General features: G+C 36.5%; 22 protein-coding genes. 21 read left to right on the top strand and 1 reads right to left on the bottom strand.

Going from position 1 to position 25,975, the window contains the following annotated elements; all coding sequences use genetic code 11:
* Window positions 1-115: 115 nt before the first annotated feature.
* From larB to QRX23_RS05200, 10 genes are all read left to right on the top strand, one after another.
* Entirely contained in the window at window positions 116-805 is a 690-nt protein-coding gene (larB, locus tag QRX23_RS05245; protein WP_330154929.1) for a nickel pincer cofactor biosynthesis protein LarB, read from the top strand.
* Window positions 798-2,105 carry a nickel pincer cofactor biosynthesis protein LarC gene (gene larC, locus QRX23_RS05240; RefSeq protein WP_330154928.1) on the top strand — a complete coding sequence of 436 codons (1,308 nt, stop codon included), beginning with the start codon at window positions 798-800 and terminating at the stop codon, window positions 2,103-2,105. The genes larB and larC overlap by 8 nt, the downstream gene beginning before the upstream one ends.
* A 335-nt stretch (window positions 2,106-2,440) precedes the next feature.
* Window positions 2,441-3,145 carry a trehalose operon repressor gene (gene treR, locus QRX23_RS05235; protein ID WP_330154927.1) on the top strand — a complete coding sequence of 235 codons (705 nt, stop codon included), beginning with the start codon at window positions 2,441-2,443 and terminating at the stop codon, window positions 3,143-3,145.
* A 15-nt stretch (window positions 3,146-3,160) separates the two neighbouring features.
* A complete protein-coding gene (locus QRX23_RS05230) occupies window positions 3,161-3,649 on the top strand; it encodes a PTS sugar transporter subunit IIA (protein WP_330154926.1) in 489 nt (162 codons plus the stop codon).
* A gap of 16 nt (window positions 3,650-3,665) precedes the next feature.
* Window positions 3,666-5,177: a PTS transporter subunit EIIC gene (locus QRX23_RS05225; protein WP_330154925.1), complete on the top strand. Its 1,512-nt coding sequence runs from the start codon at window positions 3,666-3,668 to the stop codon at window positions 5,175-5,177.
* Between the two features lie 21 nt (window positions 5,178-5,198).
* Window positions 5,199-7,505 carry a glycoside hydrolase family 65 protein gene (locus tag QRX23_RS05220; RefSeq protein ID WP_330154924.1) on the top strand — a complete coding sequence of 769 codons (2,307 nt, stop codon included), beginning with the start codon at window positions 5,199-5,201 and terminating at the stop codon, window positions 7,503-7,505.
* 6 nt (window positions 7,506-7,511) lie between these two features.
* Window positions 7,512-8,189: a beta-phosphoglucomutase gene (gene pgmB / locus QRX23_RS05215; RefSeq protein ID WP_330154923.1), complete on the top strand. Its 678-nt coding sequence runs from the start codon at window positions 7,512-7,514 to the stop codon at window positions 8,187-8,189.
* A gap of 575 nt (window positions 8,190-8,764) precedes the next feature.
* The gene (locus QRX23_RS05210; RefSeq protein ID WP_330154922.1) at window positions 8,765-10,177 is read left to right on the top strand and encodes an amino acid permease; all 1,413 of its coding nucleotides are present in this window, start codon (window positions 8,765-8,767) and stop codon (window positions 10,175-10,177) included.
* An 18-nt stretch (window positions 10,178-10,195) separates the two neighbouring features.
* A complete protein-coding gene (locus tag QRX23_RS05205; RefSeq protein WP_002827061.1) occupies window positions 10,196-10,624 on the top strand; it encodes a universal stress protein in 429 nt (142 codons plus the stop codon).
* A gap of 176 nt (window positions 10,625-10,800) precedes the next feature.
* The gene (locus QRX23_RS05200; RefSeq protein ID WP_330154921.1) at window positions 10,801-12,207 is read left to right on the top strand and encodes a flavocytochrome c; all 1,407 of its coding nucleotides are present in this window, start codon (window positions 10,801-10,803) and stop codon (window positions 12,205-12,207) included.
* Window positions 12,208-12,343: 136 nt separating this feature from the next.
* On the opposite strand, the gene QRX23_RS05195 is transcribed toward QRX23_RS05200, so the two are convergent.
* Complete coding sequence (locus QRX23_RS05195) at window positions 12,344-13,102, bottom strand: SDR family oxidoreductase (RefSeq protein WP_330154920.1); 759 nt, start codon at window positions 13,100-13,102, stop codon at window positions 12,344-12,346.
* Between the two features lie 370 nt (window positions 13,103-13,472).
* Between QRX23_RS05195 and QRX23_RS05190 the strand changes: the two genes are divergently transcribed.
* The 11 genes from QRX23_RS05190 (at window position 13,473) to QRX23_RS05140 (ending at window position 25,975) form a co-directional block, all read left to right on the top strand.
* The gene (locus tag QRX23_RS05190; RefSeq protein ID WP_330156124.1) at window positions 13,473-14,489 is read left to right on the top strand and encodes a zinc-dependent alcohol dehydrogenase family protein; all 1,017 of its coding nucleotides are present in this window, start codon (window positions 13,473-13,475) and stop codon (window positions 14,487-14,489) included.
* A gap of 2 nt (window positions 14,490-14,491) precedes the next feature.
* Entirely contained in the window at window positions 14,492-15,226 is a 735-nt protein-coding gene (locus QRX23_RS05185; RefSeq protein WP_330154919.1) for a fructose permease, read from the top strand.
* 21 nt (window positions 15,227-15,247) lie between these two features.
* Window positions 15,248-15,631 (top strand): VOC family protein, encoded by a 384-nt coding sequence (locus QRX23_RS05180; RefSeq protein ID WP_330154918.1) that lies wholly within the window; start codon window positions 15,248-15,250, stop codon window positions 15,629-15,631.
* Window positions 15,632-16,003: 372 nt separating this feature from the next.
* Entirely contained in the window at window positions 16,004-17,734 is a 1,731-nt protein-coding gene (locus tag QRX23_RS05175; RefSeq protein ID WP_330154917.1) for an ABC transporter permease/substrate binding protein, read from the top strand.
* Between the two features lie 141 nt (window positions 17,735-17,875).
* Window positions 17,876-18,859 (top strand): S66 family peptidase, encoded by a 984-nt coding sequence (locus tag QRX23_RS05170; RefSeq protein WP_330154916.1) that lies wholly within the window; start codon window positions 17,876-17,878, stop codon window positions 18,857-18,859.
* A gap of 364 nt (window positions 18,860-19,223) precedes the next feature.
* Window positions 19,224-19,622, top strand: coding sequence for a VOC family protein (locus tag QRX23_RS05165; protein WP_330154915.1), 399 nt, complete (start codon window positions 19,224-19,226; stop codon window positions 19,620-19,622).
* A gap of 214 nt (window positions 19,623-19,836) precedes the next feature.
* Entirely contained in the window at window positions 19,837-21,702 is a 1,866-nt protein-coding gene (gene dnaG, locus QRX23_RS05160) for a DNA primase (protein WP_330154914.1), read from the top strand.
* A 10-nt stretch (window positions 21,703-21,712) separates the two neighbouring features.
* A complete protein-coding gene (gene rpoD, locus QRX23_RS05155) occupies window positions 21,713-22,849 on the top strand; it encodes an RNA polymerase sigma factor RpoD (protein ID WP_002827077.1) in 1,137 nt (378 codons plus the stop codon).
* A gap of 101 nt (window positions 22,850-22,950) precedes the next feature.
* Window positions 22,951-23,892, top strand: coding sequence for a DMT family transporter (locus tag QRX23_RS05150; RefSeq protein WP_330154912.1), 942 nt, complete (start codon window positions 22,951-22,953; stop codon window positions 23,890-23,892).
* A gap of 18 nt (window positions 23,893-23,910) precedes the next feature.
* Window positions 23,911-25,140, top strand: coding sequence for an MFS transporter (locus QRX23_RS05145; protein ID WP_330154911.1), 1,230 nt, complete (start codon window positions 23,911-23,913; stop codon window positions 25,138-25,140).
* Window positions 25,141-25,255: 115 nt separating this feature from the next.
* Window positions 25,256-25,975, top strand: a complete 720-nt coding sequence (locus QRX23_RS05140; RefSeq protein WP_150190967.1) for a response regulator transcription factor — start codon at window positions 25,256-25,258, stop codon at window positions 25,973-25,975.

The following is a 25,975-nucleotide window of genomic DNA, read 5'->3' as shown; positions in this document are numbered from 1 at the left end:
GAAGTTGTTCTTCTCAAAGTTATGGTATTGCATTTTTTAGGCAAGACAGTAATGCTACGATGAGTTGAACGACTTTTTTGTTTTATAAAGAAACATTTGAAAAGAGGATAATGGCTTGAAGTTTGTAGATATTGGTTCAGCAAAAATAGATGTTGATCGCGCACAAAGAAAAGGTTTTTCTGAAATAGTTTACGGCAGTAGTAAAACAGCAGAACAAATAGAAAAAATTGTCAATGTGTTATTAGACAAGAATGGTAACGCTTTAGTAACACGAGTTAATGAGGAGAAATATGCCTATCTAGATGCTCACATACCAGATTTAGCATACGATGGTGAGAGTCAAGTATTAACGGTTGGCAAACCAAATCCCAAATTAAAAATAGGCTTGATTTATGTTGTTTGTGCGGGAACTTCTGATTTGCCCATTGCAAAAGAAGCAGTACGAGTTGCCGAGTGGATGGGAGCTAATGTCAAATATCTATGGGACGTTGGGGTTGCTGGCTTGAATCGCTTGTTGTACTACACTGATGAATTAAGAAAGGCTGATGTTATCATTGCAGTTGCTGGTATGGAGGGGTCTATGCCAACTGTTCTGGCTGGTTTAGTCGATGCACCTGTAATAGCTGTACCAACATCAATTGGTTATGGTGCGAATCTGCAAGGTATGACAACGATGCTATCGATGCTAACGTCATGTAGTTCCGGTATAACTGTTACTAATATTGATAATGGATTTGGTGCAGCCTATCAAGCCAGTTTGATATTGCGACGTATGAATAAAAGATTAGGAGATTACAATGGCTAAAACGTTATTCTTAGACTGTGGGTACGGTATTTCGGGTGATATGTTTTTATCAGCCCTTAGTGGTCTGGGTGTGGATATCGATGATGTACATGATGAATTAAATAAAGTTATTGCCGATGATTTTGACTTGTCAATTGAACGAATTGATCAGCATGGCATTACGGCAAATCATTTAGTATTGAAATTTAAAGATGAATCTTTGAATCATTTTGATATCGGTGAACATTATCATGAACATACACATCATCATGACGAAGTGGTGCAACACCATCATGAGCATAGTCATGACCACCACCATCATGAACATGGTCATAGCCATCAGCATACTCACTATGCAGCCATAAAGGAAAATATTGAAAATAGTGCGCTAAGTGAATCTGTGAAAGCATTGAGTTTACGTATGTTTGATAATGTTGCGCAGGCTGAGAGTAAAATTCACGGGATACCTGTGTCAGATATTGCTTTCCATGAGGTTGGTGCGGTAGATTCATTGGTTGATATTATTGGTGGTTGTGTGGCTCTTGACCGACTAGAGGTAGATAATATTGTTGCGACTCCTGTGGCAACTGGTTATGGTAAAGTGAAAGTCGCACATGGCTTATATCCAGTACCAGCACCAGCTACTCTAGAAATTTTACAAGGTGTGCCTGTACAAGACTTTGATATTGCCAGTGAATTAACAACCCCTACTGGAGCAGCCATCATTAAAACTTTTGCTACTTCATTTGCTAATAGCATGAAGGGAAAGGTTATTAAGAGTAGTTATGGTGCGGGGACGAAGCAGTTTGAGCATCCTAATGTATTGCGTGCAGTGCTTCTAGAGACTGCAGATGGAGCAACTAAGGACAATACGGTAAACCAAGTATGTGAATTGAACTGTGAGATAGATGATATGACTGGTGAAGGTCTAGGACAATTATTAGAAAGTGTTATGAACGATGGTGCATTGGATATGTACTATACACCAATTATGATGAAAAAGAATCGACCAGCGCATCAAATCACACTACTTTGCAAAGTCGCCGATGCAGATCATTTTAAACAACGATTGTTACTTGAAACTACAACCTTTGGCGTTCGAACGGTATTAAAAGGACGGGCGATTTTAAACCGTCAATTTTCTACTCTGCCTTTGGCAAATGGGTCTGTAAAAATTAAACAGGGCTATCTTGAAGGTCACTTAGTTAAAGTGACACCAGAATTTGAATCAGTACGAGAATTAGCTGATATAAATGGCGTGTCATATAATCAAATGTATTATCAAGCAATTACTGCTATTCAAGAAAATTTTGATTTTTAATCATCAGTTATTAATATCAAATATCGTGAAATCTAAAAACAGCTTTTGAACTAGAATTATTCTGTTCAAAAACTGTTTTTTTGTGTAAAAATTAGTCAGCCAATTTATTGCTAACATTATAACCTAAGAAATCCTCTGATATATTGAGTTACTGGCAGATAAATAAAAAAGAAGGAACCATATAAATTCTAAAAAACCTGACTAGTCTAGAAATCCTTGCCTGTATACCTTCTCTCTTAACCTGACTAGTCTAGTTGCAAAATGCCCAGTACAAAAGAATTGAAAACGGTTTCATAGTCATGTACACTGAACCTGTTGAAAGGGGGAATATTGGGATGGAAAAGTATCAAAAAATTTATTCTGATCTTTTGAAGGCATTACAAGAAAAGGTCTATCAACCTGGTGATTATTTACCAAGTGATGGACAACTTGTCATACGTTATCAAGTCTCTCGTGAAACGGTTCGTAAGGCTGTAAAAGCATTGGCTAATGATGGCTATGTACAAAGGTTACCTGGTCGTGGGTCGGTTGTTTTGGACCGTAAACATTTTGTATTTCCTGTTTCAACACTTGAAAGTTATCGTGAAATGGTTGCACAAGCACATTTAGATGCTAGTAATGATGTTATTACTATTAAGCGGCATGTACCTGTTCCAGAAAATTTAACTGGCGATAACTCATCAATATTATGTACCTTGGTAGTCCGCCGCCGCTGGGTGGATGGTGAGGAAATGGTCTTAGACTACGATTACATTAATCAAGATGTTATTGACCATATTCCTTATGAGGCGGCAAAGAATTCATTGTTTGATTACTTTGAAAATCAGTTAGGTTTACAGATTGATTATGCGGTGAAACGAATGACTGTTGAGAAGGGGACTTTTGAAGATCGACAATTACTTCATATTGATGAAAGTATGTCAATGGTCGTCATTCGAAGCGAAACTCGTTTAGCAGATAATCGAATCTTATCATTTACTGAGTCACGACATCGGGCAGATCGCTTTACAAGTGTTGAATTTGCAAGACGTCACAAATAGGAGGGGGTTTTATTTATGTTTGGGTTTGGAAAGAAAAAAACGGTTGCCAATGATAATCATTTGTATACACCAGTGACAGGTGAGGTTATTAAATTAGAAAATGTTTCTGATCCTGTTTTTGCTGGCAAAATGATGGGAGATGGTTTTGCTGTCGAGCCTACGGGTGATACGATTGTGTCTCCGGTTGCTGGAAAAGTAACCATTCAACAAGGCCACGCTGTTGGATTAGAGCGAGCAGATGGATTAGAAATTCTGGTCCATATTGGTATTGATACGGTTTCTTTAAATGGTGGCCCATTCACACCACGGGTAAAAGTTGGGGATGTTGTTGATGGTGGTGATCCGCTAGCTGAAGTGGATTGGCAACAAGTAGATGATGCCAAATTGCCGAAAACGACAATGGTTCTAATTACAAATTCAGCAGACAAATTAGATAATTTTTCTGTAGAAGTTGGTGATTCAACTGCTGGATCCCAAATTGGTCAAGCAATTGCCATAGATTAAGTGAGAGGTGATTAAAATGGCAAAACAAAATTATGATGAGTTAGCAAAGAACATCATTACGAATGTTGGTGGTAAGGATAATGTTGATAAGGTTATTCACTGTATCACAAGATTACGATTTTATTTGAATGATGAGAAAAAGGCAGATACAGATGCAATTCAAGATTTAGATGGCGTTGCTGGTGCTGTTTATAATGCACAATTAGGTCAATATCAAGTTGTTATTGGACAGGCTGTTGAAGATGTTTACGATAAAGTTATCGAGCAATTGGGCGATGACGTTGTTGATAAAGAAGCAACTGATGCAGCTGTTGAGGCTACAGGTGGTAAGAAATCCAATAAGCCAGATGGATTTTTCGGACTGATTAAATATGGTTTTCAATTATTGATTGGTACGATTACTGGTTCAATGATGCCAATCATTGGTTTGTTAGCTGCATCCGGAATTTTAAAAGGTATTTTAACTTTATTTACGTTTAACTTGGGATGGATTGATGAATCATCAGCCACTTATCAAATTATCAATACAATTGGTGATTCTACATTTTATTTCTTACCAATTCTTGTTGGTTATACTGCTGCAAAACAATTAAAATCAGATCCAATCATTGTGGCTGCTATTGCTGGTGTATTAGTGCACCCGACTATGGTGGACTTGGGAGCAAAAACGTCAAAGAATTTTGCTGAATTCCTTGGGGTAACAATGAATGCTAACTTCTTTGGGTTGCCAATTCATATCCCATCATACACGTATTCGATTTTTCCAATTATCTTCGCAGCATGGTTAGCACGTCCGGTAGGAAATTGGTTTAAAAAAGTATTGCCATTGAGTTTGCGTTCAATTTTCCAACCATTATTTACATTATTTATCGTTTCAATCGTGGTATTAGTTGTTGTTGGGCCAGTAATTACTTTGATTTCATCAGGACTAGCAACATTTATTAACTGGTTGGTAACATTAAATCAAGCCGTTGCAGGATTAATTATTGGTGGCCTATATCAAGTTCTAGTCATCTTTGGTTTGCATTGGATGATTATTCCGCTAATTTCAAACGATATTGCACAAACTGGCCATTCTGTTTTAAATGGATTGATTAACTTTACGATGATTGCACAAGGTGCCGGAGCACTAGCCGTTTGGGCAAAATCAAAGATTACAAATATTAAGAGTTTGGCATTTGCTGGTGCCTTGTCAGGTTTTGCTGGTGTTACTGAACCCGCAATGTATGGAATTAACTTGAAGTATGGTCGAGTATTTTGGATGGCTAATATCGGTGGAGCTGTTGGTGGCTTTATCGCAGGACTATTAAAAGTAGATATGTTTGGATTTACTGGTTCATGGATCGGATTCCCTTCATTCTTCTCAAAAACAAATCCAAATAACATTTGGTATTTCGTTATTGCTGGTGTAGTAACAACAGTTGTTTCATTCGTGGCGGTTTATTTCTGGGGATTCAAAGATGATGATGTTAAGAATGCTAAAGCTGCTGAAAAGAAAAATGTATTTAAGGATGCAGTTAATAACTAATTGAGATGAAAGGAGCTTTTGATGAATTCAAGTAATTGGCAATTAGCCTACGATAAGGTATCAACAGGAGTTCGTGCGTATGGTGAAGAATCATTACTTACCTTAGGAAATGGTTATCTAGGCTGGCGTGGAGCACCAATCATGACATCTTACAGCGATGATCATTATCCGGGCCTTTATGTTGCGGGTGTTTTTAATCAAACTTCAACACCTGTTGCTGGTCGCGATGTGATTAATGAAGATATGGTAAATTTACCTAATCCACAATTAATTAAGCTTTATGTAGATGGTGAAGTGGTAGAATTTGCCCTGACTGAACGACAATCAACGTTACATTTTGATACAGGTATTTTATCAGAAAGCTTTACGATACCAACTGCGAAGGGAAAGATTACTTTAAAAACAAAAAAAGCTGTTAATCCTTTTAAGATGCATCAAATTGGTTTTGCGATTGAACTTAGTGGAGATTTTACAGCAGATATTACTGTGCAGGCCATTATTGACGGTCGTGTGGAAAATAAAAATGTCAAGCGATATCGTGACTTTGAATCTAAAGAGTTTGACGTGACTTCTTTGACAGCTAATAAATTAATTGCTGAGACGAAGCAATCAAACATCAAGCTTGTCGTTGGTGCAAAAACAACTAGTGATGTAACAGATTTTTCGGTAACAACTGGGGATGACCAAGTAATTGCCACAGGTGAGTTTACTTTATCACCAGATAAAAAGATAAATATTGAACGAATTGTCGGCATTGCAACAAGTTATGAAGAAAAAAATCCAGAAAAGATTGTGGATGAACAATTAAAAAACGTTACTTTTGAAGAAATTGCAGCTGATTCATTTAAATATTGGCAAGAAGTTTGGGATGAAGCAGATATTGCCCTGGAAAGTAATGACCCTGATTTACAACGAATGATTCGTATGAACGTTTTTCATTTGCGACAATCGGCACAACACAATGCTAACCAGTACTTAGATGCGTCTGTTGGTTCACGCGGTTTAACTGGTGAAGGTTACCGTGGCCATATTTTCTGGGATGAAATTTTTGTGGTTCCTTACTTAGCAGCAAATGATCCGGAAACTGCAAAGGACATTTTAAGATATCGGATTAAGCGTCTAGATGGTGCGAAACTCAATGCGCAAACTGAAGGTGAAAGTGGTGCGATGTACCCTTGGCAATCTGGTATGACGGGTGATGAACAGGCACAAATTATTCATTTAAATACGGTGAATAATGAGTGGGATCCAGATAATTCTAGATTGCAACGTCATGTGTCATTAGCTGTCGTCTATAACTTGTGGATTTATGTACAGATAACGGGAGATGAAAGTATTCTTCTTGAAGGTGGTCTTGACGTTGTCGTTGAAACTTCAAGATTTTGGTTAAATAAAGTGATGATGGGTGATGATGGTCGCTATCATTTATCGGGAGTGATGGGTCCCGACGAATTCCACGAAGCTTATCCCGATGCAACCACTGGTGGTATCACCGATAATGCCTATACAAACATCATGTTAACTTGGGCATTAAATTGGTTGCAAGCACTGGGAGCAAATGAGCATTTACCTGCAATCAATACAAAATTACTAGAGAAAGCTCAAGACGTTTCAACACACTTATCACTAGAAATTGATAATGGTATTATTGCTCAGTATGCTGGATATTTTGATTTGAAAGAAGTTGACTTTAAAGCATATAGTCAGAAATATGGTGATATTCACCGTATAGATCGTTTGATGAAGGCAGAAGGGTTATCACCTGATGACTATCAAGTTGCAAAGCAAACAGATACCCTGATGACGCTTTATAATTTAGGATCTAATCATGTGCTAAAAATAGTCAATCAACTTGGCTACAACTTACCAGTTGATTGGTTGAAAAAAAATACAGAGTATTACTTGGCGAGAACAGTTCATGGGTCAACAACATCACGACCAGTCTTTTCTGGAATTGATATTTCATTAGGAAATAAAGCAGAGGCATTAGATTTTCTAAAAACAGCTATCGGGTCTGATTATTACGATATTCAAGGTGGTACCACTGCTGAAGGAATTCATATTGGTGTGATGGGTGAAACTTTGGCTGTCATCCAAAATGAATTTGGTGGTGTGGCATTGCGAGATGGACATTTTGTTGTTAATCCAAGTTTACCTGATGACTGGACAAAGTTATCATTCAAACAAAAATTCCGTGGTATTTTAATTTCATTAGATATTTATCCTAATGAAGTAAGAATAAAAGCCAATCAAGATATTAGTGTAACTGTCTACCATAAGGAAATTAATTTGCGTGCAAATGAAGAGCAACATATTACGGAGGATTAAACATAAATGAGTGATTTTGATGTAATTAAGGGATTTGCTTTTGACATGGACGGTGTTTTAGCTGATACAGCACGTTTTCACACGATTGCGTGGCGTAAGATTGCAGATGAAGTGGGAACTGCCTGGACAAAAGAGTTAGAAGAAGGACTCAAAGGCATTGATCGTATGGGTAGTTTAGCGTTAATCATAGCCGCTGGTGGTCATGAAAATGAATATGATCAGACTGCACGTGAGGCATTAGCTGAAAAAAAGAATACGAATTACCGTGAGTTAATATCAAAATTAACACCCGCAGATATTTTACCTGGGATGCAGAACTTCCTAGATGAACTTAAAGCAGAAGATTATCGATTAAGTGTTGCTTCGGCCTCAAAGAATGCACCATTTATCATTGAACGTCTTGGACTGGATGATTATTTTAAAGCTGTTGTGGATCCGGCGTCAGTTTCTGCAGGTAAACCCGATCCAGCTATTTTCTCGGCAGCAGCAGAGGTATTAAATCTAAAACCTGAACAAGTAATAGGTTTAGAGGACTCGGCTGCTGGTATCAAGAGTATTAATGGTGCAGGAGAAATTAGTGTTGGTATTGGTGATGCAACTGTTTTAGCTGAAGCAGATGTAAATTTTGATCAAACTGCGGATGTCACGTTAAATGCAATTAAGAATGCCTTAGATAAAAAATAAGTTAATTAACACTAAAAGATAAATTAAAGAGTACCAATCTACCAAACAAATTAGTAGATTGGTACTCTTTTTAGGTCTATGATTTACGTAAGTTAAAAGCCGGTTTACTACTTTTTTAAAGTAGGTAAGAAAATTTCCATAACCTCATCATTATAGTAAATTTTAGAGAATAGTGTATTGAATTCGTGAGGTTACCTAACACACATTATTAAATTTTAATATATCGTTCTAATCAAAAACTCATTTTAATTATTGATGATTCGATTGTCAGATGATTATATTTTTGTATTTTGCTTAAAAATTTTCAGTTTTAATTTGAATCATTTCCAATAATTATTTTTAATAAATAAATTTTATTTATAGATTAAAAATAAATTCATAAACAATACAATTAAAATTAATTTAAATTGTATTTCTTCTTTAAAAATCAGTAAGCGTTTTCAATATAAAACAACAAAATAGTATTATTTGAATCTAATAAACTCTTTTTGAAACATGATTACCAGTGTTTTTTATTTACAAATTATTTTTCCAGTGATAGAATCATTAAAATCAAATGAGAAAGGGAAAAGATTATGTCATCATTATTTCGAAAGAAAGATATTAATACGCTGACGGAAAATGCTTCACCGTTAAAACGAACTTTACGTACTTGGGATTTAACCTTCTTAGGAATTGGAGCGATTATTGGTACAGGAATTTTTGTTTTAACTGGTAAGGGAGCTTTGACTGCTGGTCCTGCATTATCAGTATCATTTTTAATCGCTGCAATCTGTTGTGGTTTTGCTGGTCTATGTTACGCTGAATTTGCTTCAATGGCTCCTGTGGCTGGTTCTGCCTACACTTACTCATATATTGCATTTGGAGAAATTATTGCCTTTATCATGGGGTGGGATTTAATTCTTGAATACGCCTTAGGAGCAGCAACAGTTTCAGTTGGTTGGTCAGGTTATTTTGTTAATTTATTAGACAACATGGGAATTCATATACCAACTGCGCTAACAGCTGCAGCAGGTACAACGCCAGGTGTCAGTACGTATTTTAACTTACCAGCGTTTGTGATCGTTTTGATTATCACTTGGATTATCTCAGTCGGGATTACACAAACAAAGCGAGTTAATGATACGATGGTTATCATCAAGTTGGCTGTAATTATTTTATTCATTGTCTGCACGGTTTGGTTTATTAAGCCTGGAAACTGGCATCCATTTAGTCCATTTGGTTTGTATTCACATACTAACGGTGTTGCGACTGGAATCATTCCAGCAGCATCAATTGTTTTCTTCTCATTTATTGGATTTGATTCAGTTTCATCAAGTGCTGAAGAAACTATCAATCCAAGTAAAACGCTTCCCAGAGGAATTCTATATTCTCTTGTAATCTCTACCGTTCTCTACATTATCATGACTTTGATCATGACTGGAGTTGTAAAGTATACAGTATTTGAAAAATACCTAAATGCCCCAATTCTAGCAGTCTTAGCAAAGACGGGTCAAACATGGTTGTCGATTATTGTTAGTTTAGGTGCTATTCTAGGAATGACAACTGTTATCTTAGTGCAACTCTATGGTCAATCACGTATCAGCTATTCAATGTCACGAGATGGTCTTTTCCCAGAATTCTTTGGACACGTTGATGAGAAACACCAGACACCTTTCAAAGGAACTTGGTTCTTTGGTATTATCACTGCCTTAGCTGGTGGATTTATTAATTTAAATATCTTGTCAGAATTGGTTAATATTGGAACATTAACAGCATTCATTCTAGTATCTGCTGGTGTTATGATTATGCGTCGTACGCAACCTGATTTACATCGTGGATTTAAGGCACCTTGGGTTCCAGTTACACCAATTATTGCCATCGTCTTCTGTATCGTTTTGATTGCTGGTTTGAATTGGGAGACTTGGTTACGTTTCTTAGTTTGGTTGGCCTTTGGTATGATTCTATACTTTAGCTATGGTCGGCGTCACGCTGATGCAAAGTTTTAAAAGATAAGGAGAAATTTGATGACCTATAAGAATATTTTGGTTGGTTTAGATGGTTCTGATCAAGCAGATCGGGCTTTTGCAACCGGGCTATCTTTAGCGAAAATTTTATCGGCTGAATTGCATATCGCATGGGTAGTAAATCGTGATCGTGGCATGGCCTCATCATTTGGTGTTAGTGAAGACTTTTACCAAGATTTGGCAAAAAAAGTTCAGAAAAAAGTTCAGCCATATGTCGCTAAAGCAGAGGCAGAAGGTGTCAAAGTATTTGGGCATACTGTAATTGGAAATATTAAAACCGTATTGTCTAAAGATTTGCCGGAAGAACATGATATTGATTTAATTGTCATCGGTAGTACCGGTGCTAATGCTGTCGAAAAAATGTTACAAGGATCACATAGTGGCTATGTCATTAGCCATTCAAGTAGTGATGTTTTGGTTGTTAAATAATCTGAGTGAATTAACATCTTGGTAAAATAACAAAAGGAATACGCAAAATTGAACAAATTTAGCGTATTTTTTTTGTTGTTTTTAAAACGGTTAACCCAAATTAGTGGGTTAATAGCGAAAGATAAATGTGGTATTATTTGTGAAACATATCATTAAATCTCAAAGAGGTGTAAAAGATGGCAAAATTTGTTTTTCCTGTATCGAGTATCAATGATTTAAAAGAAAACTATGATTTAATTGTGATTGGCTCTGGTGCTGCAGGTATGACAGCAGCTATACAGGCTCAAGAATTAGGACTTAAAGTAGCTATTATTGAAAAGTTAGCTTCACTAGGAGGTAATTCAACTCGTGCTTCTACAGGTATGAATGCTACAGAGACAATGACCCAGTTATCTCATCAAGTGATTGATGATCAAGCATCTTTTTATGAAGATATTTGGCAAGGTGGTGGGAAGACAAACAATAAAGAGTTATTGAAATATTTCGTTACACATTCTGAATCAGCTATTAATTGGCTTGAAAAACATGATATTGCCCTAACAGACCTAACGTCTACCGGTGGTATGTCACAAAAACGTGCCCATCGTCCAAATAATAAATCGGCAGTAGGTAGTTATTTAGTCAAAGGATTACAAAAGCAATTACTTGATAAACATATTCCATTATTTCCACAAACAAAGGCAATGCAGATTGTAAAAAATGGAGACATGGTAGCTGGTCTCAAAATTTATAATAATAAAATTGGTGAAAAAACGATTAAGACGAAGGCTGTTTTGATTGCATCAGGCGGTTTTGCACAAAATAAAACAATGTTAAAAAATTACGCACCTGAGGTATTGTCATTAAGAACAACTAATCATCCAGGTGCTACAGGCGATGGCATAGAATTAGCTGTTGCAGCTGGTGGGGCAGTGGTTGACATGAACAAAATTCAAGTCCATCCAACAACACAACAAGATACCGACCATGTTTATTTAATTGGTGAAGGTGTTCGAGGAGAGGGCGCTATTTTAGTCAATCAAGCGGGGCAACGATTTGTTAATGAAATGACCACTCGTGATAAAGTAACAACTGCAATTGACGATTTACATGAAAATGGTGCAACTCTCATCTTTGATCAGGGTGTGCGGCAAGCATTTCCCGCCATTGATTTTTATCAGGCAGTTGGTCTCGTAATGACAGCCGATAGTATATCAAAATTAGCGCAAAAAGCTCATTTAGATGGTGAAAATTTATTGGACACGATTGCTAGGTGGAATGATAGTCAATCATCTGGTGTCGATGCTGAGTTTGGTCGGAAAACTGCAATGGATCGTGGCCTAAATTTGGCACCTTATTATGCAATTCACATCAAGCCGGCGATTCATTATACGATGGGTGGCATTAAAATAAATAAATTAACGGAAGTGCTGACAGAGACCGGCAACAAAATTAATGGTTTATATGCGGCTGGTGAAGTGACTGGTGGATTACACGGCAATAATCGCATTGGGGGAAACTCCATTGCAGAAACGGTTATTTTTGGGCGCCAAGCCGGCATTCAAGTAGCAAAATACATTTTTAGTAATGAATTGAAAAATTAGCATGTTATTGATATTAATAAATTTTGTATGACTAATTGTTGCATTTGCGGCAATTAGTCTTTTTTATAAAAAAATAAAGACCATACAACTTGTAAACGCCAGTTGTACGGTCTCGGATGGACATCTATTTTATATATTATTGTGCCGTATAGCCACCATCAACCACAAATTCTGAACCGGTTGCAAATTTTGATTCGTCTGAAGCTAGGAACACACACATGTAAGCTATATCATCTGGTTCACCTAAGTGTCCCATTGGAGTTTTAGAACGTTGTGACATTGCTTCAACCATGCCAGGTGTACTTTCAACCATTGGTGTTCTGATATAACCTGGATGAACTGAATTGATGCGAATATCATAATCTTTTAGTGCGCAGTCAACAGCTGCAGATTTAGACATGATGCGGACAGCACCCTTTGAAGCATTATAAGCACCTAAATTAGAATCACCAACAAAGCCTTCAATTGATGACATATTAATGATTGATGCACCGAGATGCTTGTTTTTCATTCGTTGAATCCCTAAACGAGTACCAAAGAATACACCATCTAAATTAACTGCCATAATCTGACGCCACTCTTCAGTTGTCGTATTTTCAATACTATTACCAACGGCAATACCAGCATTATTTACTAGTGTTGAAACAGGCCCGAATATTTGTTCAGTTTGATTAAAAAGGTCAACCCAACCAGCTTCATCAGAGGAATCATGCTGGATGAAACGAATAACATCTGGGGTACCAATTTTTTGAGCAGCTTCTTCACCGATTTGTGCCCGGCGACCTGTAATGACAACTTTAGCACCTTCTTGAACGAATCTATTTGCAATTGCCCAGCCAATCCCCAAAGAACCACCAGTAACAATTGCGACTTTTCCCTTTAACCGTTCACCCATTTTTAAGCCCTCCAAAAATTCTATATTTTCTTTATATGTGAATTATATCACATGGTGAAGGGGGTTTGTAAAATAAAAATAATGATTTTTTTTAAAATAGTATTTAAATAGCGAATTATAACTAAAAATTTATAAATAACAACCTTATTTTTATTGTTATAAAATTCACTATTTCGTTTTTTGTTAATAGCGTATATAATCAAAGCGGGTAATCGTTTATGTAAATACTTATATGCGATTAATTGGGATATAAAATGAAATTACTTACCAAAAATCATTAATATGTATTTACAAAAACCACTTGATAATATTTGCGTAAGCGTTTACTATATAGGCGAAGGTTAGTTTTTATATAGAAGGAGATTTTATGATGGAAGCACTTGTTTTAACTGGTATTAAGGAATTGACTGTAAAAGACATTGATCGGCCAAAAGTTTTACCAAATGAGGTATTGATTCATACGGCATTTGCTGGTATCTGCGGGACTGATCATGCATTGTATGCAGGATTACCAGGTTCTGCAGAGGCTGTTCCGCCAATTGTGTTGGGACATGAGAATTCAGGCGTTGTTGCGGAAGTTGGAGATGCAGTGACAAATGTTAAAGTTGGCGATCGTGTCACCGTTGATCCAAACATTTATTGTGGTCAGTGTAAGTATTGCCGAACGGGCCGTCCAGAATTATGTGAAAACTTATCAGCAGTTGGTGTTACACGTGATGGTGGGTTTGAAGAATACTTTACGGCACCTGCATCTGTAGTGTATCAAATTCCTGATAACGTCTCATTGAAATCAGCTTCTGTTGTAGAACCAATTTCATGTGCTGTACACGGGATCAAATTGCTAAAACTATCACCATACCAGAAAGCACTAGTTATTGGTGATGGGTTCATGGGTGAGTTATTTGTTCAAATTCTTCAAGCCTACGGTATTCACCAGGTAGATTTAGCTGGTATTGTTGATGAAAAATTGGCAATGAATAAGGCACAATTTGGTGTTCAAAATACATTTAATACAAAGAATGGCGATCAAATTCCTGCCGAAGAATATGATGTTGTAATTGAAGCTGTTGGTATGCCACAAACCCAAGAAGAAGCAATTGCAGCAGCTGCGCGTGGTGCGCAAGTACTTATGTTTGGTGTTGGTGGTCCTGATGCGACATTTGAAATGAATACTTATGAAATCTTCCAAAAGCAATTAACAATCCAAGGCTCATTTATTAATCCAAATAGTTTTGAGGATTCACTAGCTCTGCTATCATCAGGTAAATTAAATGTTGAGGCGTTGATGTCACATGAACTAGATTACAAAACGGTAGATGATTTTGTTAATGGTAAGTTGGGGGTTGTATCAAAGGCGGTTGTTAAAGTCGGTGGTGAAGAGGCGTAAAAATGGATAGTGTGGGGGAGAAGCAAGCACAGCGAAGTCTATCAATGAGCGCTTCAATCATGTATTTCATAATTTCCTTGATTCTTAATTCTTTAGGAAATGTATTGACTTTGGTTACATCAGCACATGTACATCCATCGTTTCTAGGGTCAGCATATTGGACCGCAGGTGAAGCTAATTTAGGTAATGCAATTTTAGGAAATAACTCATTAGCGCTGTTTTGGGCGTTTCTAGTTCTTGGTATGTTGATATCATTTTTGAACGCACTGTTAATGAGAAAATTGGATTGGAAGCGGATCTTCGGTAACTTTATTTTCATGTTACCATTCTCTATTTTTATCCAATGGTTCTCGAATATCTTTAATCAAATCATGCCAGATGCAACGACATTACCAATGGTTATTTTGTACACGATTATTAATTTTATCGGTGTTGCGCTTATTGCGACAGCGATTTCTATCTATCAAAGAGTAAACTTGGTTTTGCATCCTGCAGATGATTTGATGCAAATTCTCAGATTTAAATATTTTAAAGGATCAGCTTTTAAAGCAATGTGGGCATCTTATATTCCGCCAACTATTTTTGCGATAATTGCGTTTATTATTACTTTCCCGTCACTTTATAATTTTGGGATTGGAACATTGTTTGCGTTCCTTTTCCAGGGGAGTATAACGGGAGTTGCTGATCAGTATGTATTTCGTAATCTGCATCATCAAGCAATTGATGTTGGTAAATAGGAAAGTATTGAGGAGACAAAAATGGCATTTACGGATTATTATTCAGGATTGCAACACGTGGGGATTCCATCCTCATCATTACAAGAATCAGAACGCTTTTGGGAAAAATTAGGATTTAAAAAAATTGGTGATTTTCCAGTTGGTCATGTGATTTTCATGCAACGTGAGAATCTTGTCATTGAAACTTGGACTGGTGATGAAATTGTTGGTAAACCAGGTGCAATTAATCATATTTCGATGGATACATCAGACGCTGATGCTGCATTTACTGCTGCTAAGGCTGAGGGATTATCACTCATGAATTCTGAAGTACAACACTTACCATTTTGGAATAAAGGCATTAAATTCTTCAATATTCAGGGGCCAGATGGCGTTATTGTCGAATTTTGTGAAATAGTTAAATAATTTTGATAAAACGAGAGAGCGAGACAAAAGTTGTTTTGAAGCCGGTGTGTAACGTGATTTGCGTCATTTTTGGCCGTAGCAAAGCGCAGGACAGGAAGGGCGTAAATTGCGTTACATTGAGGCTTCAGACTTTTGGAACGCGTTTATGCTATCAAACTTTCATGCTGATAATTAATACATTTTTAGAAAAAGAAGTTGGAACAAATTATTTTGTCCAACTTCTTTTCTTATTTAAAAAATAATAAAACTGCTATTAATCCTGTCTGAGCGATTTGTACATTTGACTAAAGTGACAACTTTATGTTTATAATTAAGTTGTCACTTTTTAAAAAGCTTGATTTTTACTAAACAAGCAGGAGGAGAAGGTATAATATGTTTGTTTTAGCAAGTGTTTTACCAAAAATACCATTTGGCCCTTGGGTTGATGACGGTGTTAATTGGTTAACAAAGCATTTAAGCGGTTTCTTTGGGGCAATTCAAAATGGTGGGAATGCCGTGATGGACACGATGAATAGTGCCTTAACAGGTATTCCAATCTGGTTATTTATTGTCGGAGTAACTATATTTGCCGCCTTAATGTTCGGTAAAAAATGGGGATTTCCACTTTTTACTTTTATTGGATTGATTATTGTTGAAAACCAAGGTTTATGGACAAGTATGATGAATACTTTTACCTTGGTTATTATTTCTAGTTTGATTTCAGTTATTATTGGTGTGCCATTAGGTATTTGGATGGCAAAGAATGAAGTGGTCAATAAAATTGTCCAACCAATTTTGGACTTTATGCAGACCATGCCAGCGTTTGTTTATTTGATTCCCGCTGTGGCATTCTTCGGCATTGGTGTTGTCCCAGGTGTATTTGCTTCAGTTATTTTTGCACTACCACCCACAGTTCGTATGGCGAACTTAGGAATACGTCAGGTGCCAAATGATTTGGTTGAAGCTTCAGATTCCTTTGGATCAACAGGGACACAAAAATTATTTAAAATTGAATTACCATTAGCCAAGAAGACGATTTTTTCAGGAATTAATCAAACCCTAATGCTTGCATTGTCAATGGTTGTGGTTGCATCAATGATTGGTGCTCCTGGTCTAGGACGTGGCGTGTTAGCCGCTGTTCAAGATGCTGATATTGGTAAAGGGTTTGTTAATGGTATTTCGTTGGTTGTTTTGGCAATTGTTATTGATCGATTAACGCAAAAAATCAATCAAATGCCAAATCAAAAAACAGTTCCTTCTAAATATCATTGGAAAGGGTGGACCGCACTTGTCGTTGCGCTTGCTATGATTGGAAGTGGTGCTGTCACAGCATTTACAACAGCAAATTCGCAAAAGGAAACGATTAGGATTGCGACGACACCATGGGATTCAGAGAAAGCTTCAAGTAATGTACTTGCACAAGCATTGAGACAACATGGTTATAAAGTTGAATTGACGTCATTGGATAACTCAATTATGTGGCAATCAATTGCGAATGGCCAAGCCGATGTTTCTGTATCTGCTTGGTTACCAATGACCCACAAAGCACAGTATAAAAAGTATAAGAGTCAACTTGATATGATGGGACCTAATCTAAAGGGTGCAACAAACGGATTAACTGTGCCTACTTATATGACTGATGTTAACAGTATTAGTGACTTGCAAGATCAGGCAGGTAAGAAGATTACCGGAATTGAGCCTGGTGCTGGAATTACGAAGCTAGCTAAGAATACCATTAAAGCCTATGGACTGGATAAAAAAGGTTGGAAACTTTCAGAATCATCGACAGGGGCGATGACGGTTGCATTAGGGAAGGCAATCAAAGAAAAGAAACCAATTATTGTTACTGGTTGGCAACCACATTGGATGTTCCAAAAGTATGATTTGAAGTACTTAAAGGACCCAAAGAAGTCAATGGGTAGTAAAGAAAATATTTATACAATGTCTCGTAAAGGTTTGAAGAAAGATAAGCCGGATGCTTATAAAGCTCTAGATAAATTCCATTGGAGTAAAGATGATATGTCAAGTGTGATGCTAGATATGTCTAACGGTAAGTCACCAAAGGAAGCAGCAAATATCTGGATTAAGCATCATCAATCACAAGTCGATTCATGGTTTAAGTAAGTAAATTTGTTGACAGAAGGTTGTGTCATTCAGGAATGGTTGATGCAATTTTTTTGTATGCTACATTGTATTTAGATGTTTATTTTTATATAATTTACAAAATTATGTGGATTTGCTCATTTTTATAAACAAGGGGGAGTTATGAAAAAAATATATCCATCAAAATTGAAATTAGGCGATGAAATTCGTGTTATTTCACCAAGCTCTAGCATGGCAAGGATTGGCGGAATGGATGCAAATATAGTTGCAAAGAAGCGATTAGAGAAATTAGGATTTAAAGTAACCTTTGGAAAACATATTGATGAAAATGATCAATTATCTTCAGCATCGATACAATCAAGAGTATCCGATTTTCATCACGCATTTCAGGATAAAAATGTTAAGGCAGTAATGACAACAATTGGTGGCTTTAACTCAAACGAATTGTTACCGTATATAGACTGGCGAATTGTATCGCAGAACCCTAAACTTTTCTTTGGGTATTCAGACATAACTAGCCTACATTCAGCTATTTTCACTAAAACAGGACTGGTTACCTATTACTCACCAGCATATTCATCATTTAAAATGGATGAATTACAAGATTATCAAACGGAGCAGTGGCTTCGAGCTGTTAGTGACAAAGATAATGCACACGAATACAAATTATTATCTAACAACGTTTATACCAGTGATCCTTGGTATGATCCAACTATACCTAGAAATTTTTTGAAAAACGAGTGGAAAATATATAATGATGGACGTGCATACGGAACAATAATCGGTGGCAACATTCAGACATATACACTACAATTGGGAACGGAGTTTTTTCATAAGGTACAACATCCGATTGCCTTTCTGGAAGAAGCAGAAGAAGGTGACTATACTGATTTTGACAGATTATTGGCGCAGTTCTTGCAAGTCCATCAAGATTTAGAGGGATTAGTTATTGGTAGATTTCCAAACGAATGTGATATGTCGCAAGAAAAACTACTATATATATTGGATAAATATCTTAGGCTTAAAAAAATACCAGTTATTTATGATGTTGATTTTGGACACACACAACCTATTTTTACTTTTCCTTTAGGTGGCCAAATTGAACTCTCTACGGAACCATTATTTTTAAAAGTCGTAGAAAAGTAATTTCTGATTGCTGACACTTTACTTTTATGCAAGATTGCGGTATTTTTAAAGCGAAATAAGAGCAGATCACTGAAGGGGGGTGAGGTAGTTGATTAAAGTTAGCATGCTTTATATTTTCTACTGAAAGGCGGTGATCTTATATCTCCCAGTTGTGGGTTAAACAACCGGCAAATGAGTCGTTAATTTGTTTTAGTGCAGTATTAGCATTCAAAAAAGAATAATTAGTGTAGGTCGTGTCATGTGGCACGACCTATATTTTTATAGATGAAATGAAGTTATTAGATAGAATTTTTTTGTTTGACATAATAAAAAATTATCCCTTATTTTAGTGCTAAATATTGAGATAAATGAAGAGGGAACGTTAATGAAAGAAACAGGAATCATAAATCATATCGAGATTTATGTTAGTAATTTAGAAAAAACACGGTTATTTTGGGAAACGCTACTTATTCAAAACTTAGGCTATAAAATTTACCAACAATGGAAAAATGGTATTAGTTTTATCCTTAATGAAACCTATATTGTTTTTGTTCAAGCTAAAAAAACTGTGCCTGAATATAATCGCACCAGAGTAGGACTGAATCACTTGGCGTTCACCGTACCAACTAATAAAATGGTCGATAAAATACGTTCACAACTGCTTAGTTTTCAGTATAAAGAGTTGTGCGCTGAACGATATCCTCATGCAGGAGGAACTGAAAGTTATGCTTTTTATTTTGAGGATCCTGATCGTATAAAAGTTGAAGTAGTTAGCAAAGAATAGTCAGCCAATTTAAAATTTAGACTTGCACAATTAAATTCTCAATTCTTCTTGCTTTTTAGTTTACATAATACCAAACACCTAAAATAAGAATGTTGTCATAACAAGATTTATGTGTTTTCATAGGGCTTGACAAGATACTTGCATATTAAATATTCAAGCGTATAATTATAGGAGCTGGAAAAGTTCATTTTCATTGGAACGGAGGTGAAATATTATGGCACGAATTCCACAGAATCTTGTTGAAGAGATTCGTGAACGCGTTAATATTGTTGATGTTGTTTCACCATACGTACAGTTAAAGAAACAGGGGCGTAATTTGTTTGGAAAATGTCCGTTTCACGAAGAGCGAACACCTTCATTTTCTGTTAATGAAGAGAAACAAATTTTCCACTGTTTTTCATGTGGTCGAGGTGGAAATGTCTTTAGTTTTCTAATGGAGATTGAGAATTTATCATTTCCACAGGCTGTTGCAAAAGTTGCGCCACAGGCTGGTGTCGATTTGGATGAAGCCTATCTTGATAATGATCAGAATGTACAAGTTGATCCAGAGATTAAAGCATTGCGTGAGTTATATCAAGAGGCAACAAAGCTATACCATCACTTGTTAGTTAATACTGCTTCAGGTGAAGAAGCACTGTCGTATCTAACTTCACGAGGATTAGATGAGAAAACAATCGATGCATTCATGTTAGGTTATGCACCTGAAGGCAATATTCTATATGATTACTTCCAAACACAAAAGGTTGATTATCAGTTATTGCGCAAATCAGAATTATTTGTCGAATGGTCGGATGGCAGTCTGCATGATCGATTTGCTAACCGCGTATTATTTACGATTAGAGACAGTGCTGGACACCCAATCGCATTTTCTGGTCGAAAGCTAACTCAAAATGATGATGAGCCAAAATATATTAATTCACCTGAAAGTCTACTATTTAATAAATCAGCAGAATTATTCAATTTGGATTTAGCAAAAGATACCATTAAGAAAAAGAAGCATGTCATTCTTTTTGAAGGATTCATGGATGTCATTGCAGCGTTTCAAGCTGGTGTGCAAAATGGTGTTGCTTCAATGGGAACATCACTGACGTCTGAGCAAATACAACGTTTATCTAGAATGACTGATAAGATTAGTATTAGTTATGACGCTGATATGGCAGGACAAAAGGCGACAAAGCGAGCACTTGATTTAATTACACAGCAAGGACGTTTGTCTGCACAAATTATTCATATTCCAGATAATCAAGATCCTGATGAATATTTGCGTTCAAATGATGCAACGGCATTTAATCAAGTTTTAGTACACAGTGTTGAAGACCCGGTTACTTTTAATTTAAGATATTTACAGATTGATCGTAACTTACACAATCAAACTGAATTGTTTTCATACATTAGTGATGCATTGGTGGTCATTGCAACAGTAAAAGAGCCTGTTATACGTGAACAATTTTTACGTCAGCTTGCTAATGAATTTGATTTAAGCTATGAAGCATTACAGGATCAAATTCGTCCAATTTTATTACAAAAACAAGCGCAACGATCATCGGGGGCTACTAACGCTGAATCGGGTAATAGACAAAAAGCTCGCCATCAGTCCTTTCCTGATAATCAAATCATTAAAAAGAGTGTCACACGTATAGAAAAAGCTGAGCAAATATTGCTAGCATGGATGCTCCGTGATAATGATGTTTGGTTGCAAGTTACTAATCATGCTGATTTCTCTTTTCAGGATGTACCATATGAAACATTGTATATGATTGCGATGGCGTATCGTGAAGAGTATCAGCAACAACCAGCAACAGACATGGCGGCATTTATGGATTATGTGCAAAAACCCGAATTAACTAGAATATTAGCATCATTGGAAGAAATTGATTCAGAGTTATTTATGGATCGAGAGCAAGTCTCAGAGTATATTCGTGTGATTAGTGATGAAGCGCCGTTAGAGGAAAAAATTCGTCAATTATCACGTGATATAAAAGAAGCAAATCAATTGCATGATCATGCACGTATTGCACAACTGAGCGTCGAATATATGACAGTTTTAAAACAAAAGCAAACAAAAAATTTAGATAATTAAGGAGTTTACTATGACTGCAAAGAAAACAGAGGAAAGTGCTGCTCAATTCAGTAAAACTGATTTTGATAAAGCGGTTAAGAGTATCATCAAAGAATTCAAGAAAGATAAGCAAATCAAGGAAACTGATTTGCAAAAGGCAGTTGTTAAGCCAATGTCTTTGAATGCTGATCAAATTGATGATTTATACGATCAAATTGAATCTGCAGGAATTTCTGTTGTTGATGAAAATGGTGAACCCACTGCGCGTGCGCTAGAAAATAAAAAGACAAAGCTGTCTGCAAAGGAATTGAAACAAGCTGCAGATGCACCAACTGGTATGAAAATTAATGATCCGGTTCGTATGTATCTGAAGGAAATTGGTCGAGTTTCTTTGTTGACTGGGGATGAAGAAGTTTCTCTAGCCGAAAGAATTGAAGCCGGTGATGAAACGGCAAAACAAGAATTAGCTGAAGCAAACTTACGATTAGTGGTTTCAATTGCCAAGCGTTATGTTGGTCGTGGTATGCAATTCCTTGATTTAATTCAAGAAGGAAATATGGGACTGATGAAGGCGGTCGAGAAGTTTGATTATCGTAAGGGATTCAAGTTCTCAACTTATGCCACTTGGTGGATTCGTCAAGCAATCACCCGTGCAATTGCTGATCAAGCCCGTACCATTCGAATTCCTGTACACATGGTTGAAACAATTAACAAATTAATTCGAATTCAACGTAATTTGTTACAGGATTTGGGACGTGAACCAACACCTGAAGAAATCGGTGCTGAAATGGATGTTGCAACTGAGAAGGTTCGGGATATTTTGAAGATTGCACAAGAACCAGTTTCTTTGGAAACACCTATTGGTGAAGAGGATGATTCTCATCTAGGTGATTTCATTGAAGATAATGAAGCTGTTTCACCAGCTGACTCAGCAGCTTATCAAATGTTGAAAGAACAACTAGAATCAGTACTTGATACGCTAACTGATCGTGAAGAAAATGTGTTGCGACTACGTTTTGGTCTTGAGGATGGTCGTACACGTACTTTAGAAGAAGTCGGTAAAGTATTTGGGGTTACCCGTGAACGAATCCGTCAAATTGAAGCAAAAGCGTTGCGAAAGTTACGTCACCCATCACGCTCAAAACAATTGCGTGATTTCTTGGATTAAGTAACATAAGACAACAATTATAGAGTGGTTTAACTATTAATTCGTAGTTAAAGCCACTCTTTTTACATAAAAAATCTTGTTAATGTGTGAGGAGTAGGCAGATGGTTTTTATTTCTTTAGGATGTGCTCTTTTAGCTGGATTTTTATTAGCTAATCAAAATCCAATTAATTCTGACTTGAGTAGAATTGTCAGGTCACCATTTTTAGCAGCATCAATTTCTTTTTTAGTGGGTACGGTATTTTTAGGATTACTGAGTTGGGGAATGTCGGGTAATCTATGGCCTACTAGAGAATTTATTAGTAACCAACCAATCTGGATCTGGCTGGGTGGTTTATTAGGGGGCATTTACTTAACGTCTAATGTTGTCTTATTTCCAAAGCTTGGCGCGATGCAAACAGTGATTCTACCAATTCTTGGTCAAATTTTAATGGGGACAATCATAGACACTTTTGGTTGGTTCCAGGCAGCGATTATTCCGTTAACCATGTTGCGACTAGTCGGTCTGGTGGTTCTAATATTGGGAGTTGTCTGTTCGGTTGTCTTACCTAGCAAGTTAAAAAAAGATGAACTGATGTTGAATAATTTGGAAAAAGAGACAGGTAAATTATTCTGGCAAATTTGGGCAATTATTGCAGGGGCCATTTCGGCAACACAACAAGCTATTAACGGCCATTTGGGTACCCTTTTACATAATTCTGAACAAGCTGCATTTATATCATTTTTTACAGGTTTTATATTAATTGCGATTTTTTCGCTAATTCTTGAACGTCGACTACCTAAATTATCTGAATTGAAAACGACAAAGCTTTGGAATTGGTTTGGTGGTATACTGGGTGGTTCTTTTGTCCTCGCCACAGTACTAACTGTTCCAAAAATTGGTGCAGGATTAACAATTACAATGGGATTAATTGGTTCTATCACTGGGTCAATGCTGGTTCAGCAATTTGGTTGGTGGCGATCTGCTAAGTCTTCAGTCAGTCTAATTCAAATTATTGGTGTCATTATTATGGCGGTAGGTGTAGCAATTATTAAGTTTCTATAGTAAAAGGGGGTATGATGTATGGAAGAACATCAATCTAAATTAACAAATTTTAGTTTTCCATTACTCGCATCGAACTTTGCGTCAGTCTTCGGCGATGGCGTTTATCGATTTGGGTTGAATTGGTTCTTGGTAGCAAGTTATGGTAATGCTGAAATTCTTGGGATATTGACTGGTTTTGGGTTCATTGTCTATGTCCTTAATGATATTTTTGTTGGCTCAATTTTAGACCGATTTAATCGAAAAAAAGTCCTGCTAATAGCGGATTTGTTAGGCGCAATCGGTGCATTAGGTCTATCATTCTTTATTGATCCAGCTAAACCACAAGTATGGATTTTATTCATGTTGACCTTTATTCTAAATGTTGATGTTTCATATTCGTATCCTGCAACGAGAGCAATCCTACCTGATGTTATCAAAGAAAAGTCGTTAGCAGGATTTAACGCATGGGCCAGTGCAGCATTTTCAACAGGACAAGCAATGGGACCATTAGTAGGTGGTTTATTATTACACTTTGAGTGGATCAATCTAAGAACTTTCCTGCAAATCCTTGGAATTATGCTATTGGTAACAGTACTGTTTAATTTGGCAATTAAGTATCGACCAGCACCAAAGGAAGAGCCACATATTATTGAGCCTTTCTTACAAAGTTTAACGGCAGGATTTAAATATGTGCAACAATCACCTAAACTCTTTGAATCAATGCTACTTACTATATGGACAAACTTTTTCTTTGAGGGATTTATTCTAGCAATGCCATATCTTATTCAACATAATTATCATGGTACGGCTACAAGTTATTCAACAGCATTAACTTTAGCAGCAATTGCGGGCGTTTTTGTTAGTGTGATATTAGCAAAATTACCACAATATAACACAATGAGTTCTATGTACCGAGATTTCTATTGGTTAGGTGTTGCATTTTTAATAGCAACATTCTTTAAGTATCTTTGGGTATTTATTGTATTAGTCATTTTGTATGGTTTTGCCCGTTCAGCTTTTGTTATTAAAATCAATACTGTGCGACAGCAAGCTAGTGCACCAGAATACTTGGGTCGTGTTTTTGGTATCTCTTTCTTTGCGACTGATTTATTCTCACCAATTATTACGGTAGCGTTGGGATACGGTGTATCCATAATGGGTGAGTGGACTATCTTCTTACTCGGTGCGCTATTAATTATTGGTATGTTAGTCATTAAAGTTCTAAGTAATTACCATGCACAAAAGTTAGTAAGGGAAAACGACTTTTAATTTAATGAACATTCAGTTATTTAAAAAGCAATAATTAACCTTAATGTATGTCAGCAATTTACCCATTTTTCGTGGTAAACTTGTAGTTAATAGATAAAAATAGGAGTTTTTAGTTATGACAAAAGTTTTGGTCGTTGATGACGAACCATCATTACAAACTCTACTAACGTATAACTTAAAGAAATCTGGTTTTGATGTAGTCTCGGCCGTAGATGGTAAACAAGCATTAGACATTATTCATGAACAAAAAATTGATATTGTCTTATTAGACATTATGTTACCTGAAGAAAGTGGTGTGGACGTCACTCGTGAATTACGAGCTGAGAAAAATCAAATTCCAATTATTATGTTGACGGCTTTAGATGACGAAATTGATAAAGTTGTTGGTCTAGAGATTGGTGCAGATGATTACGTGACGAAACCATTCAGTCCAAGAGAAGTTATTGCACGTGTACATGCAGTTTTACGACGTTTTAGTCAGAAAACTCAAACGGAAAAAGAACAGAGCGTGAAACATAGCCAGTCATATGGCCGGTTGACGATTGATTTTGATAAGATGGTTGTGCAGTTTGACGGTGAAATTGTTAAACTGACCCCAAAAGAATACGAATTATTAGCATATATGGCTGAGCGTGAAGGACGCGTTCTAAGTCGTGAAACCATTTTAGATGGTGTTTGGGGTTATGAATTTTCTGGTCCAGATACTCGCATGGTTGACATGCACCTATCACACCTACGAGATAAGATTGAGCTGGATCCAAAACATCCGGTTTATTTAAAGACAGTTCGTGGCTTTGGTTATCGTTTTGACCGCTCACATGATGAACAAGAGTAA

The organism is Weissella paramesenteroides, from assembly GCF_036327715.1.
Lineage (GTDB): Bacteria > Bacillota > Bacilli > Lactobacillales > Lactobacillaceae > Weissella > Weissella paramesenteroides.
The sequence above is the reverse complement of the archived record's forward strand: the minus strand, read 5'-3'. Positions and strand labels throughout refer to the sequence as shown.